The organism is Janthinobacterium sp. SUN033 (genome assembly GCF_030397595.1).
Taxonomy (GTDB): Bacteria; Pseudomonadota; Gammaproteobacteria; order Burkholderiales; family Burkholderiaceae_D; genus Janthinobacterium; species Janthinobacterium kumbetense.
In genome coordinates this window covers 487,856-504,104 of the sequence record NZ_JAPQNV010000003.1, presented here as the reverse complement: position 1 = coordinate 504,104, position 16,249 = coordinate 487,856, and the positions used below count along the sequence as shown (strand labels likewise).

13 protein-coding genes are annotated in these 16,249 nt (G+C 66.2%); 7 read left to right on the top strand and 6 right to left on the bottom strand.

All coding sequences use genetic code 11. The features are described from left to right. Nucleotides 1-20: 20 nt before the first annotated feature. Both OX460_RS15320 and OX460_RS15315 read left to right on the top strand, forming a co-directional pair. Entirely contained in the window at nucleotides 21-617 is a 597-nt protein-coding gene (locus OX460_RS15320; protein WP_289899164.1) for a hypothetical protein, read from the top strand. Nucleotides 618-865: 248 nt separating this feature from the next. Next, nucleotides 866-2,518 carry a PAS domain-containing methyl-accepting chemotaxis protein gene (locus OX460_RS15315; RefSeq protein ID WP_251351895.1) on the top strand — a complete coding sequence of 551 codons (1,653 nt, stop codon included), beginning with the start codon at nucleotides 866-868 and terminating at the stop codon, nucleotides 2,516-2,518. On the opposite strand, the gene OX460_RS15310 is transcribed toward OX460_RS15315, so the two are convergent. The 3 genes from OX460_RS15310 to OX460_RS15300 form a co-directional block, all read right to left on the bottom strand. Next, nucleotides 2,490-3,338: a DUF2071 domain-containing protein gene (locus OX460_RS15310; protein WP_289899163.1), complete on the bottom strand. Its 849-nt coding sequence runs from the start codon at nucleotides 3,336-3,338 to the stop codon at nucleotides 2,490-2,492. The genes OX460_RS15315 and OX460_RS15310 overlap by 29 nt on opposite strands. A gap of 169 nt (nucleotides 3,339-3,507) precedes the next feature. Next, on the bottom strand, nucleotides 3,508-4,290 hold the full coding sequence (locus OX460_RS15305; RefSeq protein ID WP_070257772.1) for a 3-hydroxybutyrate dehydrogenase: 783 nt from the start codon (nucleotides 4,288-4,290) through the stop codon (nucleotides 3,508-3,510). Between the two features lie 92 nt (nucleotides 4,291-4,382). Next, nucleotides 4,383-5,456, bottom strand: a complete 1,074-nt coding sequence (locus OX460_RS15300; RefSeq protein WP_289899162.1) for an AraC family transcriptional regulator — start codon at nucleotides 5,454-5,456, stop codon at nucleotides 4,383-4,385. 126 nt (nucleotides 5,457-5,582) lie between these two features. Here OX460_RS15300 and OX460_RS15295 point away from each other — a divergent pair, with 126 nt between their 5' ends. The 4 genes from OX460_RS15295 to OX460_RS15280 all read left to right on the top strand — a co-directional run bounded on the left by OX460_RS15295 (nucleotide 5,583) and on the right by OX460_RS15280 (nucleotide 10,717). Continuing rightward, nucleotides 5,583-7,193 (top strand): FAD-binding oxidoreductase, encoded by a 1,611-nt coding sequence (locus tag OX460_RS15295; RefSeq protein WP_289899161.1) that lies wholly within the window; start codon nucleotides 5,583-5,585, stop codon nucleotides 7,191-7,193. Then, the gene (locus OX460_RS15290; RefSeq protein ID WP_289899160.1) at nucleotides 7,190-8,770 is read left to right on the top strand and encodes a glycerol-3-phosphate dehydrogenase/oxidase; all 1,581 of its coding nucleotides are present in this window, start codon (nucleotides 7,190-7,192) and stop codon (nucleotides 8,768-8,770) included. Before OX460_RS15295 ends, OX460_RS15290 begins: the two co-directional genes overlap by 4 nt. Nucleotides 8,771-8,905: 135 nt before the next feature. Further along, nucleotides 8,906-9,133: a hypothetical protein gene (locus OX460_RS15285; protein ID WP_289899159.1), complete on the top strand. Its 228-nt coding sequence runs from the start codon at nucleotides 8,906-8,908 to the stop codon at nucleotides 9,131-9,133. Between the two features lie 3 nt (nucleotides 9,134-9,136). Further along, nucleotides 9,137-10,717, top strand: coding sequence for an FGGY-family carbohydrate kinase (locus OX460_RS15280; RefSeq protein ID WP_289899158.1), 1,581 nt, complete (start codon nucleotides 9,137-9,139; stop codon nucleotides 10,715-10,717). Between the two features lie 4 nt (nucleotides 10,718-10,721). Here the strand turns inward: OX460_RS15280 and OX460_RS15275 are convergent, their stop codons facing one another. The 3 genes from OX460_RS15275 to OX460_RS15265 form a co-directional block, all read right to left on the bottom strand. Continuing rightward, nucleotides 10,722-12,080 (bottom strand): diguanylate cyclase, encoded by a 1,359-nt coding sequence (locus OX460_RS15275; RefSeq protein WP_289899157.1) that lies wholly within the window; start codon nucleotides 12,078-12,080, stop codon nucleotides 10,722-10,724. A gap of 290 nt (nucleotides 12,081-12,370) precedes the next feature. Next, nucleotides 12,371-13,564 (bottom strand): PLP-dependent aminotransferase family protein, encoded by a 1,194-nt coding sequence (locus tag OX460_RS15270; RefSeq protein ID WP_289899156.1) that lies wholly within the window; start codon nucleotides 13,562-13,564, stop codon nucleotides 12,371-12,373. Between the two features lie 176 nt (nucleotides 13,565-13,740). Continuing rightward, the gene (locus OX460_RS15265; RefSeq protein WP_289899155.1) at nucleotides 13,741-14,655 is read right to left on the bottom strand and encodes a DMT family transporter; all 915 of its coding nucleotides are present in this window, start codon (nucleotides 14,653-14,655) and stop codon (nucleotides 13,741-13,743) included. Between the two features lie 129 nt (nucleotides 14,656-14,784). Here OX460_RS15265 and OX460_RS15260 point away from each other — a divergent pair, with 129 nt between their 5' ends. After that, a complete protein-coding gene (locus OX460_RS15260; RefSeq protein ID WP_289899154.1) occupies nucleotides 14,785-16,203 on the top strand; it encodes a PLP-dependent aminotransferase family protein in 1,419 nt (472 codons plus the stop codon). Nucleotides 16,204-16,249 lie beyond the last annotated feature (46 nt).

Genomic DNA, 16,249 nt, shown 5'->3' with positions numbered 1-16,249 from the left:
GATCACTACTCTCGATACCCATGCGCCTGACATCCCTCGCCCTGACCGCCGCCGCCCTGTTTGCCACCTTGCCGGCCCAGGCGGCCACCATGCCGACGCTCGAACAAATCCACGCCGCCGTGCAGGTGGGCGTGGCCAAGACCCGGGCCAAAATGCAATCGACTGTGACGGTACCGATCGCCGTCAAGGTCACCAGCTTGACCGGCTGCCAGGATTCGCAGGAAGTGCCGGGCGAAGTGGTGTGCCTGGTCGCCATGAGCGCGGGCATGCGCGATGCTTTCATGGTGCTGCCGTTGCGCAACGAGAACGGTACCTGGGTGGGCGTCGAGCGCAAGGATGCCAAGTTCGCGGGACCGTCGCCGGCCGAGGCGCAAGCGATGATACGCGCCTGGGCCAAGGAAGAAGTGGCGCGCAATACGGAAGCGGCCAAGGATGTGCAGATGCAGGAAGCGCAGAGCACCATGCAGGTCAAGGCCATCAACGAGTGCGAGGTCAAGCGCAAGACGGGCTATCTGGTGTGCGATACGGAATTGAGCGTGCCGAGCCGTCCGGAAGGCATCAAGACGGAACTGACCTTCATGCTGGAAAACGCCAACTGGCGCTACGTGCCGCGCTAAGCCGCCGCGTTGTTTGCCGCCGGGACAGTCACGCTGTTCCGGCGCCGTTCCCGCCATTCCCCTGCGGCCACGCTGCCGCCTGCAATATTTGCAGATTCGCAAGGCAATTTCGCCAGTGAAAATTGCCGATTTAAATTAATAATTAGATATTAAAATTAATGTATCGGTGCAGACTGCCGCCGGCTTCCTGCCGCCTTGCATTTGCCCGCTTCCCCGTGCCTGCACGGGCTACCTTTGAGGATGTGACCATGCGACTCAATCTTCCCGTCAGCGATACCGAAATCAACCTGAGCGATACCGAGACCATCGTCTCGACTACCGACTTGCAAGGCAATATCACCTATGCCAACCCGTATTTCATCGCCGTCAGCGGTTACAGCGCGGAAGAATTGATCGGCGCGCCGCAGAACATCCTGCGCCATCCGGACATGCCGGTCGAAGCGTTCGCCGATTTCTGGGCCACCATCCGTTCGGGGCGTTCGTGGAGCGGCATGGTGAAAAACCGCTGCAAGAATGGCGATTACTACTGGGTGCTGGCGAACGTGACGCCGGTGGTGGAAGACGGCGTGGCCGTCGGCTACATGTCCGTGCGCACCAAGCCCACGCGTCAGCAGGTGGCGCAGGCCTCGGCCCTGTACGCGCGCATCAAGGCGGGGCAGGCCGACGGCATCGTCATCAGCCAGGGCGCGGCCGTGCGGACGGATTGGCTGGCCAGGTTCGCGCGCCTGCGTGACTTGCCGCTGGGCAAGCGCATCGGCTGGAATCTGGGCTTGCTGAGCCTGGTATTGCTGCTGCAACTGGCGTGGAATGCGGGCCTGCTGCCGGCCGGCGCGGCCGGCTGGCTGACGGGCCTGTCCGTGGTAGCCTTGGGCGCGACCCTGTATTTCTGGCACAGCCTGCACCGCGCCGTGCTGCAACCGTTGCAGCAGGCGCGCCAGGCTTGCGACGTGATGGCGGGCGGCGACCTGACGGGCGAGCTCGACACCACGAGGCGCGACGAGATGGGGCAACTGCTGCGCTCCCTGCGCCAGCTGCGCGTAAACTTGCATTCCATCGTCGGCGACGTGCGCGGCAATTTCTTGCGTATCAGCATGGCCAGCCAGGAAATCGCCGCCGGCAATATGGACTTGTCGGGCCGCACGGAAGCGCAGGCGTCGGCCCTGCAGCAGACGGCGTCGAGCATGGAGCAGCTGGCGGCCACGGTGCAGCAAAACAGCGGCAACGCCGTGCAGGCCAGCGACATGGCGGGCAAGGTCCACGGCCTGGCCGGGCGCGGCGGCGAGATCGTCGGCCAGATGGTGAGCATGATGGCCGATATTGACGCTTCATCGAAGAAGATCGGCGACATTACGGGCATTATCGAAGGCATCGCCTTCCAGACGAATATCCTGGCCCTGAACGCGGCCGTGGAAGCGGCGCGCGCCGGCGACCAGGGGCGGGGCTTTGCCGTCGTGGCGGGCGAAGTGCGCAGCCTGGCTCATCGCAGCGCGGCGGCGGCCACGGAAATCAAGCAATTGATCACGGCGTCGTTGGCGCAGGTGCAGGCGGGCGCGAAGCTGGCGCAGCAGGCGGGCGCCAGCAGCGCCGAAATGCTGGGCGCCGTTCAGGGCGTGCACGGCATCATGGAAGAGATCGCCTCCGCTTCGCGCGAGCAAAGCCACGGCATCGGCCAGGTCAACATGGCCGTCACGCAGATGGATGAAGTGACGCAGCAGAACGCGGCGCTGGTGGAGGAATCGGCGGCCGCCTCGGCGTCGCTGCAAGACCAGACCTTGCAGCTGGAGCAGGCGATGGCCTTGTTCAAGCTGGAACGGCGGCGCGGCGGCCAGGCAGGCTCCGCCACGCCCCCGCGCACGGGGGAGCGCCGGCGTGCTACAGCAGGTGCTCTGACAACGCCTTGAAGGGAACCTTGGGCACGAGAAAGGCAAACGGCTGGGAGACGGGCTGCAATTGCGCCAGCAAGCCGCAGTCGGCGCGCAAGGCCGTCAGCGCTTGTACTTGATCCAGATCAACGGGCAAGTCGATTTCGCCGAAGACCAGCTTGCCGTTGCGCGGCACGTGCGCGATGGCCGCATCCTGGCAGGCGAGGAAGGCGACGGCGTCGCGCCAGTTGCCGAACAGCGCTTGCCAGCCGGCATCGAGGGCATGGTCGGTCACGATGTCCGCCTGCACGTCCAGCGATGGCGCGCTGCCGGCGCCGCTTGTAACGCTGCAGCGCGCTTGCGTGGCCGTGACTTCCAGCGTCATGCCGGCGGCCAGGTGGGTCGGCAGGATGTCGCTGAACAGCCGCGTGCCCAGCGCATGCGGCAAGCTGTCCATGATGTTTTTCAGAAAGTACACGCAGGGCACTGCCGGCGCGCCCGCGGGCGTGTGGTCCAGATATACACGCCAGTTGCTTTGCAATGGAGACGGTAGCATCCGGCGCAAGGGGCCGAGCAGGGCCGGACCGAAGTGCCCGTGACGGTAGGTCAGCACGGTAAATGGCGTCTTGCCGTCGCGCTGCCACAGGGTCGCGCCGGGGGGCAGCAGTTGCTGCGCGGCAGCGGCGTCGACCAGCCAGCTCACGTAGACGACGTCGCGCACGTCGCTGTGCAGGGTCAGGAAGGGCAGGCGGGATATGATCGCCTGGCGTAGGTTGGCAAAGCGCGTGGAATTGGCGAGCGCGGCAAACAGGCGCCCCGGCCAGCCCGCGCGCGGGTGGCGGTAAGTGTTGTCTTGCAATTGGGAACTTTCGGGGTAGATACCGGGGGAATACGCTGATGCAAAAGCACCCGTCCACATCATCGCGAGCGGCAGCGATGTGTGGCCGAGACGCGCAGCTGTGCTGGAGCACAGCGAGCATCGCAGGCCGCACAGGGCGCCGCGCAGCCGATGTGGGCGGGCGTCACTGTTATTGCATGTGCCAGCCGTGGCTGACAACGATCGACTGGCCGCTCAGGGCGTTCGACGGGAAGGCGGCCAGGAAGACGGCCGTTTGCGCCACGTCTTGCGTGGTGGTGAATTCGCCGTCGATGGTGTCTTTCAGCATGACTTTCTTGATCACGTCTTCTTCGCTGATGTTCAGCTGGGCCGCCTGTTCGGGGATTTGCTTGTCGACCAGCGGTGTGCGCACGAAGCCGGGGCAGATGACGTTGGCGCGGATGCCATCCTTGGCGCCTTCCTTGGCCACCACCTTGGCCAGGCCCAGCAAGCCGTGCTTGGCGGCAACGTAGGCGCTCTTGAACGGCGAGCCTTCGTGCGAGTGCACGGAACCCATGTAGATGATGGCGCCGCCGCGGCCCGCCTTGATCATTTCGCGCATGCAGGCGCGCGTGGTGAGGAAGGCGCCGTCCATGTGAATGGCCAGCATCTTTTTCCATTGCTCGAACGGGTAGTCGACGACGGGGCTGATGATCTGGATGCCCGCATTGCTGATCAGGATATCGATGCCGCCGAAGTGGGCGGCGGCATCGGCCACGCCCTTGTCCACTTGTTCTTCGCTGGAGACATCCATGGCGACGGCAAACGCCTGGCCGCCCGACTGCTTGATTTCCTCGGCCGTCTTGCTGGCCGCTTCCAGGGCCAGGTCGGCGATGACGACCTTGGCGCCTTGTTTCGCGTATTCAATAGCCATTTCCTTGCCGATACCACTGGCGGCGCCGGTAATCAGTGCGACTTTGTCTTTGAGTTGCATATTAATCCTTTGCATTGCGGGTTGGAGTGATCGTGGAAAACCTGACTATGCCAGTATAGCCAGAAAACGCGCCGCGCATGCCCCGCGCACGCCTATGGGGCTTGCTGCCGGTCAAGTTGCCTCTCTTGCATTTCCTGCAAGCGCCAGGCGCCGGGATTGGTGCCTGCCCAAGTGCGGAACGCATGATTGAACGCGCTTTGCTCCTGGTAGCCGAGCAGGAAGGCGATGTCGACCAGCGACAAATCCGGCGCGCGCAGATAATCGCGCGCCAGCCCGTACCTGGCCTGGTCCAGCAGGGCCTGGAAGCTGGTGCCCGCGTCGGCCAGCTTGCGCTGCAGGGTGCGCGGCGTGACGGCCAAGGTGGCGGCAACGGTGGCCAGCCGCGCCGACCCGTGGCGCAAGCCCGCGACGATGGCCGCGTGGACTTGCGCGTCGATGGCGCCGCCAGTGTCGGTTTCGGCCTGGCGCTGCGCCAGCAGTTGTTCCGCATGCTGGCACAGCACGGGGTACAGGCTGACGTCGGCGTTCGGCACGGGCCAGTCCAGCAATTGCGCGTCGAAGGTGGCCGTGTTGGCAGGGGCGTTGAAGGCGGGCAGGCTGCCCAGCACGCGCACATATTCGTCGCGGTGCGCCGCGTGGCGCAGCAGGTCGCCGCCGCCATCATGCGTGAATGCCAGCCGGGCCGGCGGCAGCGGCATGCCCGCCAGCCAGTCGCCGCACACGCGGATGCCGGCAAAGACGCTGTCGACCAGGTGCCGGCTGGCAGTCGGGTAGTTGCTTGCCCAGCGGTAATGCGCGACGGCGCCATCGCGCTGCAGGGTCGAGCGGCCCAGGTCGTGCGCCAGCCGTTCATAGCGGGCCGTCTGTTCCAGCGCCTGGCCCACGTTGCTGCAACTGAGCAATATCAAACCGTAGGCGCTGTAGGTGCCCATGCGCACGCGCTGGCCCACGTGCAGGCCGAAATGCGCATCGCCCGCCAGTTGCGCGCCCGCATCGAGCAGGCGCACGTAGTCGCACGCGGCCAGGCTGGCTGCGGACGCTTCCAGGCTGTGCGGCGCCACGCCGGCCGCCTGCGCCAGGGCGGCAACGGGGATGCCGTGCGCGCCGGCCGCTTCCAGCAGCGGCTGCAGATAGGCGCCGGCGACCCGGCCTTCAGTGCTTGTCATGATGGAACAATGCGATTGTCATGAAAAACCAATACCCTTGGCTTGTGGCGGCATATGCTGTTGAACAGGCAAGAACAGTATAGCAAGCCGCCGTGGCGCGCAACTGGCCGAACACAGGGGATGTCGATGCAACGCTGGAATGGCTGGGGAGACGAGAGCATCACGTATGCGCTGAGCGAGGACGCGCTGGCCTTCCTGGGCGAGCGCCTGGGGCCGGGCAGCGCCATCGTCGACGCCACCTTCGACGACGCCTGCGCGCAAGTGCCCGCTTCGCGTCTGGCGCCGCATCCGCTGATCGACACCCAGCCTGCCACGCGCGTGCGCCATGCGCTCGGCCAAAGCCTGCCCGACTGGTTCAAATTGCGCCATGGCCGCATCGGCGCCGTGCCCGATGGCGTGGCCTTTCCCGACAGCGCGCTGCAGGTGCGCCAGTTGCTCGCGTATGCGCGCCAGGCGTGCGTGGCCGTGATTCCCCACGGCGGCGGCACCAGCGTGGCCGGGCATTTGACGGTGGCGGCGGGGCCGCGCCCCGTGCTGGCGCTCAGCCTCGTGCGCCTGTGCGCGCTGGGCCACCTGGACCGGGAAGCGCAGCTGGCCACGTTCGGCGCGGGCGTGTATGGTCCCGACCTGGAAGCGCAGTTGCGCGCGCATGGCTACACCCTGGGCCACTATCCGCAATCGTTCGAGTATTCGACCCTGGGCGGCTGGATCGCCACGCGCTCGTCGGGCCAGCAATCGCTGCGCTATGGCCGCATCGAGCAATTGTTCGCGGGCGGCGAAGTGGAAACGCCGGCCGGTACCTTGAGCATTCCCACCTTTCCAGCTTCGGCGGCCGGCATCGACCTGCGCGAAATGGTGCTCGGCTCCGAGGGCCGGCTGGGCATCGTGACGCAGGCGACGGTGCGCGTCTCGCCGCTGCCCCCTTATGAAGCGTTCCACGCCGTGTTTTTCGCCGACTGGGGTCAGGCGCAAGCGGCCGTGCGGGCGCTGGCCCAGTCGCGCCTGCCCCTGTGCATGCTGCGCCTGTCGAATGCGCTCGAAACGCAGACCATGCTGACCCTGGCCGGGCACAAGAAGCTGGTGGGCTTGCTGGAGCGCTATCTGTCGCTGCGCGGCTGCGGCGAAGGCAAGTGCATGCTGATGCTGGGCGTCAGCGGCGAAGCCGGGCCGGCGCGCGCGGCCCTGCGCGGCGCCCTGGCGCTGGCGCGGCGGCACAGGGGCGTGCACGTGGGGCGGCACATGGGCGACAAATGGAAGCAGGGGCGCTTTCGCAACGTTTACCTGCGCAACGGCGCGTGGGAACACGGCTATGTCATCGACACGGTGGAAACGGCCGTCGACTGGCCGCGCGTGGCGCCCATGATGGCGGCGCTGGAGCAGGCGGGCACCAAAGCGCTGGCGCGGCACGGCGAGCAGGTGCATGCGTACACGCACCTGTCGCACGTGTACGCGCAGGGCGCCAGCGTCTACACCACATATGTGTACCGGCTGGCGCCCACCTTCGAGGAAAACATGGCGCGCTGGCGCAATCTGAAGGATGCGGCCAGCGCCGCCATCGTCGCCAACGGCGGCACCATCAGCCACCAGCATGGCGTGGGCACGGATCACGCGCCATGGCTGGCGGCGGAAAAGGGAGAGCTGGGCATCGCGGCCATGCGCGCGCTGCTGCGCCAGTTCGACCCGCAGGGCATGATGAATCCCGGTAAACTGCTGCCCGAAGCGGGAGGCGGCTTGTGAACGGGGCCAGGCGCCGCGACGGGCTGCCCGCGCTGCTGGCGCGCGAGTGGGATATCTTGATCGTCGGCGGCGGCATCACGGGCGCCGGCATCCTGCTGGAAGCGGCGCGGCGCGGCTTGACGGCGCTGCTGGTGGAGCAGCGCGATTTCGCCTGGGGCACGTCGAGCCGCTCCTCGAAGCTGGTACACGGCGGCTTGCGCTACCTGAAGCAGGGACAGTTCGCGCTGACGCGCGAATCGGTGCATGAGCGGCAAGCCTTGCTGACGGATGCGGCGGGGCTGGTCGAGCCGCAGGGCTTTGCCTTTGGAGATTACACGGGCCGGAAGCCGGGCCGGCGCCAGTTCATGCTGGGCCTGGCCATCTATGACGTGATGGCGGGCCGGCGCGCGCGCCGCTATGTCGATGCGGCGGATTTCGCCATGCTGGCGCCGCATGTCAACCGCGATGGCCTGCGGGGCGGCATGCTGTACCAGGACGCCAAGACGGACGATGCGCGCCTGGTGCTGCGCGTGCTGCAGGAGGCGCGCCGCCATGGCGGCGTGGCCGTCAATTACCTGGGCGTGGCATCGCTGCTGCGCGACGACGGCAAGGTCGCCGGCGCCACCTTGAACGATGCGGTCGATGGCAGGGCACTCACAGTGCGCGCGCGCCTGGTGATCAGCGCCACGGGCGCCTGGGCCGACGGCTTGCGCGGCCAGGTGGGAGAACAGCCGAAACTGCGGCCCCTGCGCGGCAGCCATCTGCTGCTGCCGGCCTGGCGCCTGCCGCTGGCGCAAGCCGTCAGCCTGATGCACCCGCGCGATGGCCGCCCCGTGTTTGCGTATCCCTGGGAGGGCGTGACCCTGGTGGGCACCACCGATGTCGACCATGGCGCCAGCCTGGACCTGGAGCCGGCCATCACGCGCGCCGAACTCGATTACCTGCTGGCGGCGCTGCGTTGGCAGTTCCCGCAGCTGGCGCTGGGCGAAGACGATGTGCTGGCCACGTTTGCCGGCGTGCGCCCCGTGATCGACAGCGGCCAGCTTGACCCGTCGAAGGAAGCGCGCGAACATGCGCTATGGCTGGAAAACGGCTTGCTGACGGTGGCGGGCGGAAAATTGACGACGTTTCGCGTGATCGCCCTGGACGCATTGCGCCGCGCCGCGCCGCTGCTGCCGGGCTGGCAGGCGGATTTGCGCCCCTTGCCGATCTTTGACCCGTCGCCGCCCTTGTCGGGCAAGGCCTTGGCGCTCGATGGCGAGCAGCGCGCACGCCTGCTGGGGCGTCATGGCGCGGCCGCACAGGCGCTGTGCGATGCGGCGCAGGAGGGCGAACTGGCGCCGGTTCCCGGCACGCAGACTTTATGGGCGCAGCTGCGCTGGGGCGCGCGCAACGAGGACGTGCAGCACCTGGACGACTTGCTGCTGCGGCGCACGCGCCTCGGTTTGCAGCTGGCCGGCGGCGCGCTTGCTATCATGCCGCGCCTGCGCGCCATCTGCCAGCAGGAACTGGGCTGGGACGATGCGCGCTGGGAGGAAGAACAGCAGCGCTACCTGGCCCTGTGGCGCCGCCATTACAGCGTGCCGCAAGGCGAATGAAGCAATGATAAAAGCAGCGATAAAAATATAAAAGAGGAGAGCATCATCGAAACTACCCTGTTTGGCCAGCCCCTGGCGCTGGGCGACGCCCGCATCACCTACGACAGCCTGTCGCCGCTGGACTTGCGCCAGAGCGTGGACGTCCTCGTCGACGACCTGGGCGAAGACCTGCTGCAAATCACGTGCGCGAATGGCGACATCGTCGACGTGGGCTGGTATCCGGCCTGGAATGCGCAGGGACGCTTGCGCGTGGTGGCCGTGCGGGGACAGGACTGGGACACGCCCGTGTTCAGCGCGCAGCCGGACAAGGATCCGCAGGCGCTGCTGCAGGCGCTGCGCGCTGCGCTGGCCAGCGTGGGCTGAGCCATGACCTCCGCAGCGGGCGATGGCCCGTATATCCTCTCCATCGACAATGGCACGCAAAGCGTGCGCGCGCTGCTGTTCGACCGGGACGGCAAGCTGGCGGCCAAGGCGCAAGTCTTCCTGGAAGCGTATTACTCCGACCACCCCGGCTGGGCCGAGCATGACGCCGACGGCTACTGGCAAGCCGTATGCGAAGCGTGCCAGCAGCTGTGGCGCGGCACGGACATAGCCAAATCCTCGGTGGCCGGCGTGGCCGTCACCACGCAGCGCGGCACGGTGGTCAACGTGGATGAACATGGCGCACCGTTGCGGCCCGCGATCACCTGGCTGGACCAGCGCAGCACGCGCGACATTCCCCGGCTGGCGCCGTGGTGGCGCGCCGCCTTCCGCGCCACGCGCCTCGACGGCACGATACGCTACTTCCGCCGCGAGGCCGAGATCAACTGGATCAGCGCGCACCAGCCCGACATCTGGCGCCGCACGCACAAATTCCTGCTGCTGTCGGGTTTTCTGAACCACCGGCTCTGCGGAAAGTATATCGATTCGACGGGCTCGCAAGTGGCGTATATTCCCTTCGACTACAAGCGCCACGCCTGGGCCGGGCGCTTCGACTGGAAATGGCAGGCGCTGGCGATTCGACGCGCCATGCTGCCCGAGCTGGTAACGCCGGGCACGCGCATGGGGGCCATCACGGCATCCGCCGCCGCGGCGACGGGCATCCTGGAAGGCACGCCCTTGCTGGCGGCCGCCGCCGACAAGGCGTGCGAGGTGCTGGGCGCCGGCTGCGTCGAACCGCACGTGGCGTGCCTCAGCTACGGCACCACGGCCACCATCAACACGACCAACCGCAAGTATGTGGAAGTGACGCGCTTCATTCCGCCGTATCCGGCCGCCATGCCGGGCGCCTACAGCACGGAAGTGCAGATATTCCGCGGCTACTGGATGGTCAACTGGTTCAAGGAGCAGTTCGGCGACCGCGAACGGGCGGCGGCCGCCGAAGACGGCGCGGGCTTGTCCGCCGAAGCGCTGTTCGACCGCCTGGTCGAGGCCGTGCCGCCCGGCTCCATGGGCCTGATGCTGCAGCCGTACTGGAGTCCCGGCATCAAGGTGCCGGGGCCGGAAGCGAAGGGCGCCATGATCGGCTTTGGCGACGTGCACACGCGCGCGCACATCTACCGCGCCATCCTCGAAGGACTCGCGTATGCGCTGCGCGAAGGCAAGGAGCGCATCGAGCAGCGCAGCGGCATTGCCATCACGGAGCTGCGCATCGCGGGCGGCGGTTCGCAAAGCGATGCGGCCATGCAGCTGACGGCCGACATCTTCGGCTTGCCCGCCGCGCGCGCCCACGTGTATGAAAGTTCGGGCCTGGGCGCGGCCATCGCCGCTAGCGTGGGCCTGGGCTGGCATGCGGACTTTCCCGCCGCCGTGCAAGCCATGACGCGCAAGGGCAAGGTATTCCAGCCGGATCCCGGGCACAGCAAGGTCTATGAAAAACTGTACCGGCGCGTGTACCGCAAGATGTATGCGCGGCTGCAGCCTTTGTACCGCGAAATCGCCGACATCACCGGCTATCCTGAAAAGTGACCGGCTAGCGCAGGACGAGCGCTTTCACCGTTTCCCAGGCCGCGCTGCCCGATTGCGTGACGCGCACCTGGTTGCGGCCCCCTTCCTTGGCCACGTACAGGGCGCGGTCGGCGGCGACGAACAGCGCTTCGCGGTCGTCCAGCTGGTGCGGGCGGATGGTCGCCACGCCGATGCTGACGGTGATCCACGGCGAGGTGATCGATCGCGGGTGCGGCAGCTGCAGCGCCTCGATGTGCGCGCGGATGGCTGCGGCCAGGTGCAGGGCGCCTTCGGCATCCGTGTCGGCGAACAGCAGGACGAATTCCTCGCCGCCGTAGCGGGCAGCCAGGTCGCCGGGGCGTGCGGCGTGCGAGGCGATGGCTTGCGCCACTTGCTGCAGGCAGGTGTCGCCGGCCGGATGGCCCAGGCTATCGTTGTACAGCTTGAAGTGGTCGACGTCGAGCACCACCAGCGACAGGACGCCGCCGCCGCGCACGGCGCGCTGCCATTCCTTTTCCAGGAAGCTGTCGAAATGCCGGCGGTTGGCGATCTGCGTCAGCGGGTCGAGATAGGCGGCGCGTTGCAAGGCGTCTTCCGACTGCTTGTGGTGCGTGATGTCGTGCAGCAGGCCGATATACAGGGGCTGGCGCAGATACATGGGCGTCAGGGTCAGGTCCATGCTCAGCGCCTCGCCGTTGCGGTGGCGGATCGCCACTTCGCGCGTGCCATGGTTGTGCGCTTTTTCCGGATTGGCCGCGTGCATGGCGAAGTAATCGAGGTATTCCTGCGTCACCAGGGGGCTGAGCAACTCGCCGATGGAGCGCCCGGCCAGTTCGTTTTCGCGGTAGCCCAGGTACTGATCGCAGGCCGGATTGGTGTACTGGATGCGGCCATCGGCTTCGATGATCAGCAAGCCCTCGGCCATGTTGTTGACGATGGTGCGCAGGCGCTCGGCCTGTTCCTGCTGGGTTTCATTGTTGCTGCGGATTTGCAGCTGGGCGCGCACGCGCGCGCGCACTTCGGCCATGCGCAGCGGCTTGCTGATGTAATCGACGGCGCCGCAGTCGAAGCCGGCCACCACGTCTTCCGTTTCCGTCTTGGCACTCATGAAGATGACGGGGATGCCCTGCGTCAGCGGGTGCTGCTTGAGGCGGCGGCACGTTTCGATGCCGTCCATGTCCGGCATCAGCACGTCGAGCAGGATCAGGTCGGGGTGGGCGCGCTGGGCGATCGCCAGCGCCCGTTCGCCGGACGTGGCGACATAGGTTTGATAGCCTTGCTCGCTCATCAGTTTGCGCAGCAGCTCAAGGTTGGCCGGCGCATCGTCGACAATCAAAATGGCGGCCTCGCGCCGCTGGGAATGCTCCACACTGCCTGGACTCATTGCTTCCGGCCTTCTCGATGTACTTTGCGATGCCAGCGATTGCTGCACTTTCGGTGATGCTGACCGGGTTCAAATCTGCGACAGCGGTCAAATCATACCGCCTTGCCAATTTTTTGGGTAAAAAAATCGACGTTGTGCGAGGTCGTAAAATATTATTTTTATGCTATTTTTGGAAATAAATACACGCAATTGCTATCGTGAAGGCGGTTTTTGGGCGAAAAAGACGCGTGCCCCCTGGAGTTGGGACAGCTGGGACACGCCCCGCGGCAGGCGGGGCGTGGGGAGTGCAATTACATTTTTGCGGCGATCAGTTTGCCGAGGATGGCGATGCCTACACGGATGCGTTCCGGCGGTACCGTCACGAACGACAGGCGCAGGGTGTGCGTTTCCGGCGTGTTGGCGTAGAACGGCGCGCCCGGCACGAAGGCGACCTTGTTGGCGATGGCTTCATCGAGCAGTTTCATCGCATCGATGTGCTTCGGCAGGGTAACCCAGATGAACATGCCGCCTTCAGGCTTGGTCCACGTGACACCGGCCGGGAAGTGTTCTTCCAGCGCCGACAGCATGGCCTGGCACTGGTTGCCGTACAGGCTGCGGATGCTGGGGATATGCCGGTCCAGGAAACCATCCTTGATCACTTCATGCACGACCATCTGCGTCAGCTGCGACGTGTGCAGGTCGGCCGCCTGCTTGGCCAGTTCCAGGCGGCGCACCAGCGGCATCGGCGCCACCACGTAGCCGAGGCGGATGCCGGGCGTGAGCACTTTCGAGAACGAGCCCATGTAGATCACGCCATCCGGATTCATGTTGATCATCTTCGGATACGGCTCGCCGCTGTAGCTCAGGGCGCCGTACGGATCGTCCTCGATCAGCGGCAGGCCGTGGCGGGCGCAGGTTTCCACCAGTTCCACGCGGCGCGCCACGGACAGGCTGCGGCCCGTCGGGTTCTGGAAGTTCGGCAGCGCGTACAGCAGGCGCGCACCGTCGGCGACGGGGTTGATCGACGACGGCACCAGGCCTTCGTCATCGGTATCGACGGAAACGAATTCGGGACGGTAGACGGAAAACGCCTGCAGGGCGCCCAGGTAGCTGGGGGTTTCCACCAATACCTTGCTGCCTTCGTCGATCAGGACCTTGCCCAGCAAGTCCAGCGCCTGCTGCGAGCCGGACGTCATCAGCACTTGTTCCGGCATGATGGTGCTGCCGTTGGCGGACAGGGAATCGGCGATCCACTGGCGCAGCGGCAGGTAGCCGTCGGTCGGGCCGTATTGCAGGGCGACCTTGCCATTGTTCGACAGGACCTTGTCGAAGGCGGTTTTCATTTCTTCCACGGGGAAGGTGGCGGGCGAGGGCAGGCCGCCGGCAAACGAGATGATCTCGGGACGCTGCGTGATCTTCAGGATTTCGCGGATGAACGAGCTTTGCAGCTGTTCCGCGCGTTCGGCAAAGCGCCATTGGATCGGATTCGGATTTTCAATTTTCATACGAGTCTCACAGAAGATGCCGAGCTGCGCCGGCTGGATTTGTTGGCCCGCTTGTGGCGGTGCGTGCGCAAGCGGCGCCGGATAGGCGTCGCCATGGTGCTGCGGTATTGTACGGCTTGCACGCCGCTCTGCCCATCCGCACGCGCAACGGCGTTGCAAATGGGCGTCAAGGAGCGTTACTTCAGCTTGCGCCCGATCCCCACCACGGCGATCACGGCGCCCGCAAACAGCAGGCTTTCACCCGTCAGGGGTTCGTGCAGCAGCAGCGCCGCGCCCAGCAGGGTGAGGAAAGGCTGCAGCAACTGCGTCTGTCCCACGCGTGCCACGCCGCCCAGCGCCATGCCCCGGTACCAGAAAAAGAAACCGATAAACATGGAAAACACGGAAATATAGGCAAAGCCCAGCCAGGCCGCGCTGCTGGCCTGCGCCATCAGCGCGCGCTGCGGCCAGGCGTTCCACAGCACCACGGGCAAGACAAATGGCACGGCCAGCAGCAGCGCCCAGGAAATCACATGCTGGCCCGGCATGGCTTGCGCCAGGCGCCCGCCTTCGGCATAGCCGAGTGCGGCCAGCAGCACGGCGGCAAAGATCAGCCAGTCGGCCAGGTGGAAGCTGCCGCCGCCCTGGCGCAGCGCGAAGGCCACCACCAGCGCCGTGCCGAGCAGGGCCATCAGCCAGAAGCCCGGCGATGGGCGCTCCTTGCCGCGCAATACGGCAAACACGGCGGTGGCCAGCGGCAGGATGCCCACCAGCACGGCGCCGTGCGAGGCGGGCAGGCTGCGCATGGCGATCGACGTCAGCCAGGGGAAGCCCAATACGCAGCCCAGCGACACGAGCGCCAGCGGCAGCCATTGTTCGCGGCGCGGCATAGGCGCGCGCTGCTGCCATAGCCACAGTCCGGCCAGGACGGCGGCCACCAAGGCGCGGCCCAGGGCGACGAAGGTGGGGTCGAGTTCGGCCACCGCCAGCCGCGTAAAAGGCAGGGTCAGGCTGAAGAGGGCGACGGCGATCAAGCCCAGCAACAGGCCGGTGCGGTCGGCGCCGAGGTGAGGTGGATGGTTGGAAACGATGGTGCTGGTGTGCGAAGACATGGGATTCCCGAGGCTGGCGTGACAAGGTATTGGCATGGATTAAACTGCCCGATACTGCTATCCTAGGGTGCAATAGCAATACAGTACAAATACACTTCCACGCATAATTTCACATACTGTGATGGTCATATGAGCAATGCACTCCCTTTGCTGTCGCGCGTCTCGGGCGAAACCCTGATCGACCAGATCGTGCGCTCGCTGGCGGCGCGCATCGACGACAAGCTGCTGCGCGGCGGCGCGCGCATGCCGTCGATCCGCCAGTGCGCCGCCAGCCTGAGCGTGTCGTGCGCCACGGTGGTGGCCAGCTACGACAAGCTGGTGGCGCGCGGCTACCTGGAATCGCGGCGCGGCGCCGGCTTTTTCGTGTGCGAGCGCTCGCCGTTGAACACCCCCTTGCCGCCCGCTGGCGCGCAGGATGCGGTGGCGCAACCGATGGACGTGGTGTGGCTGATCCGTAACATGTTCCGCCAGACGCCGGCCATCCCCGCGCCAGGCTCCGGCATGCTGCCTGCCGAGTGGCTCGATGGCGACCTGGTGGCGCGCGCCTTGCGCGACGTCAGCCGCCAGCCCGGCAGTTTGCTGCTGGGCTACGGTGCGCCGCAGGGTTTCCTGCCGTTGCGCCAGCAGTTGCAGCTGAAGCTGGCGGGGGTGGAAATCGCCTGTCCGCCCGAGCAGATCGTCACCACGGTGGGCGTGATGCAGGCGCTGGACCTGGTGGCGCGCGAGTTTGCCCGTCCCGGTGAAACGATTTTCGTCGACGATCCCGCGTATTGGCTGATGTTCGGCGCTTTTGCCGCCATGGGCATGAATGTCATCGGCATCCCGCGCCTGGCCGACGGCCCCGATATCGCCGTGCTGGCCGAGCTGGCGGCGCTGCACCGTCCCAGGCTGTACGTGATCAATTCGGTGCTGCACAATCCCAGTTCGACGTCGCTGTCGGCGGCCAAGGCTTTCCAGGTGCTGCGCCTGGCCGAACAGCACGATTTCCTCATCGTCGAGGATGACATTTATTGCGACATGCACCCGGGTGGCGCGGTGCAGCCGGCCACCCGCCTGGCTACGCTGGACCAGCTGCGCCGCGTAATTTACCTGGGCGGCTTTTCCAAGGGCCTGGCGGCGAACCTGCGCGTGGGCTTCATCGCCGCCTCACAGGAGCGGGCGCAGCGCCTGGCCGACCGTAAGATGCTGGCAACGCTCACCACCAGCGACATCGGCGAGCGCGTGGTGTATAAAATCCTCTCGCAGGGGCTGTACCGCAAGCATGCGGAGCGCCTGCGCGCGCGGCTCGACAAGGTGCGCGAGGGCACGTACCGCAAGGTCGAGCAGGCGGGCTTGCGCTTCGACCCGGCTTCGGCGGGCATGTTCGTGTGGGCCGATGCGGGCTGCGACACGAATGTATTGGCCGAAAAGGCGCTGGCCGAGGGCCTGGTGCTGGCGCCGGGCAGCCTGTTTTCGCCGCGCCAGCTGCCGTCGACCCGCATGCGCCTGAACCTGGCCACGGTGCAGGACGAGCGCATCTGGGCGTTTTTCGACCGCGCACTGGGGTAAACTGGACATTGCAGGACATTCGGATGGGGCTCTTGAAATCGCTTGT

Coding starts and splice junctions, on each gene's coding strand:
- OX460_RS15260 (WP_289899154.1), top strand. CDS start 14,785: ATGAGCAATGCACTCCCTTTGCTGTCGCGCGTCTCGGGCGAAACCCTG.
- OX460_RS15320 (WP_289899164.1), top strand. CDS start 21: ATGCGCCTGACATCCCTCGCCCTGACCGCCGCCGCCCTGTTTGCCACC.
- OX460_RS15270 (WP_289899156.1), bottom strand. CDS start 13,564: ATGAAAATTGAAAATCCGAATCCGATCCAATGGCGCTTTGCCGAACGC.
- OX460_RS15315 (WP_251351895.1), top strand. CDS start 866: ATGCGACTCAATCTTCCCGTCAGCGATACCGAAATCAACCTGAGCGAT.
- OX460_RS15305 (WP_070257772.1), bottom strand. CDS start 4,290: ATGCAACTCAAAGACAAAGTCGCACTGATTACCGGCGCCGCCAGTGGT.
- OX460_RS15275 (WP_289899157.1), bottom strand. CDS start 12,080: ATGAGTCCAGGCAGTGTGGAGCATTCCCAGCGGCGCGAGGCCGCCATT.
- OX460_RS15265 (WP_289899155.1), bottom strand. CDS start 14,655: ATGTCTTCGCACACCAGCACCATCGTTTCCAACCATCCACCTCACCTC.
- OX460_RS15300 (WP_289899162.1), bottom strand. CDS start 5,456: ATGACAAGCACTGAAGGCCGGGTCGCCGGCGCCTATCTGCAGCCGCTG.
- OX460_RS15280 (WP_289899158.1), top strand. CDS start 9,137: ATGACCTCCGCAGCGGGCGATGGCCCGTATATCCTCTCCATCGACAAT.
- OX460_RS15295 (WP_289899161.1), top strand. CDS start 5,583: ATGCAACGCTGGAATGGCTGGGGAGACGAGAGCATCACGTATGCGCTG.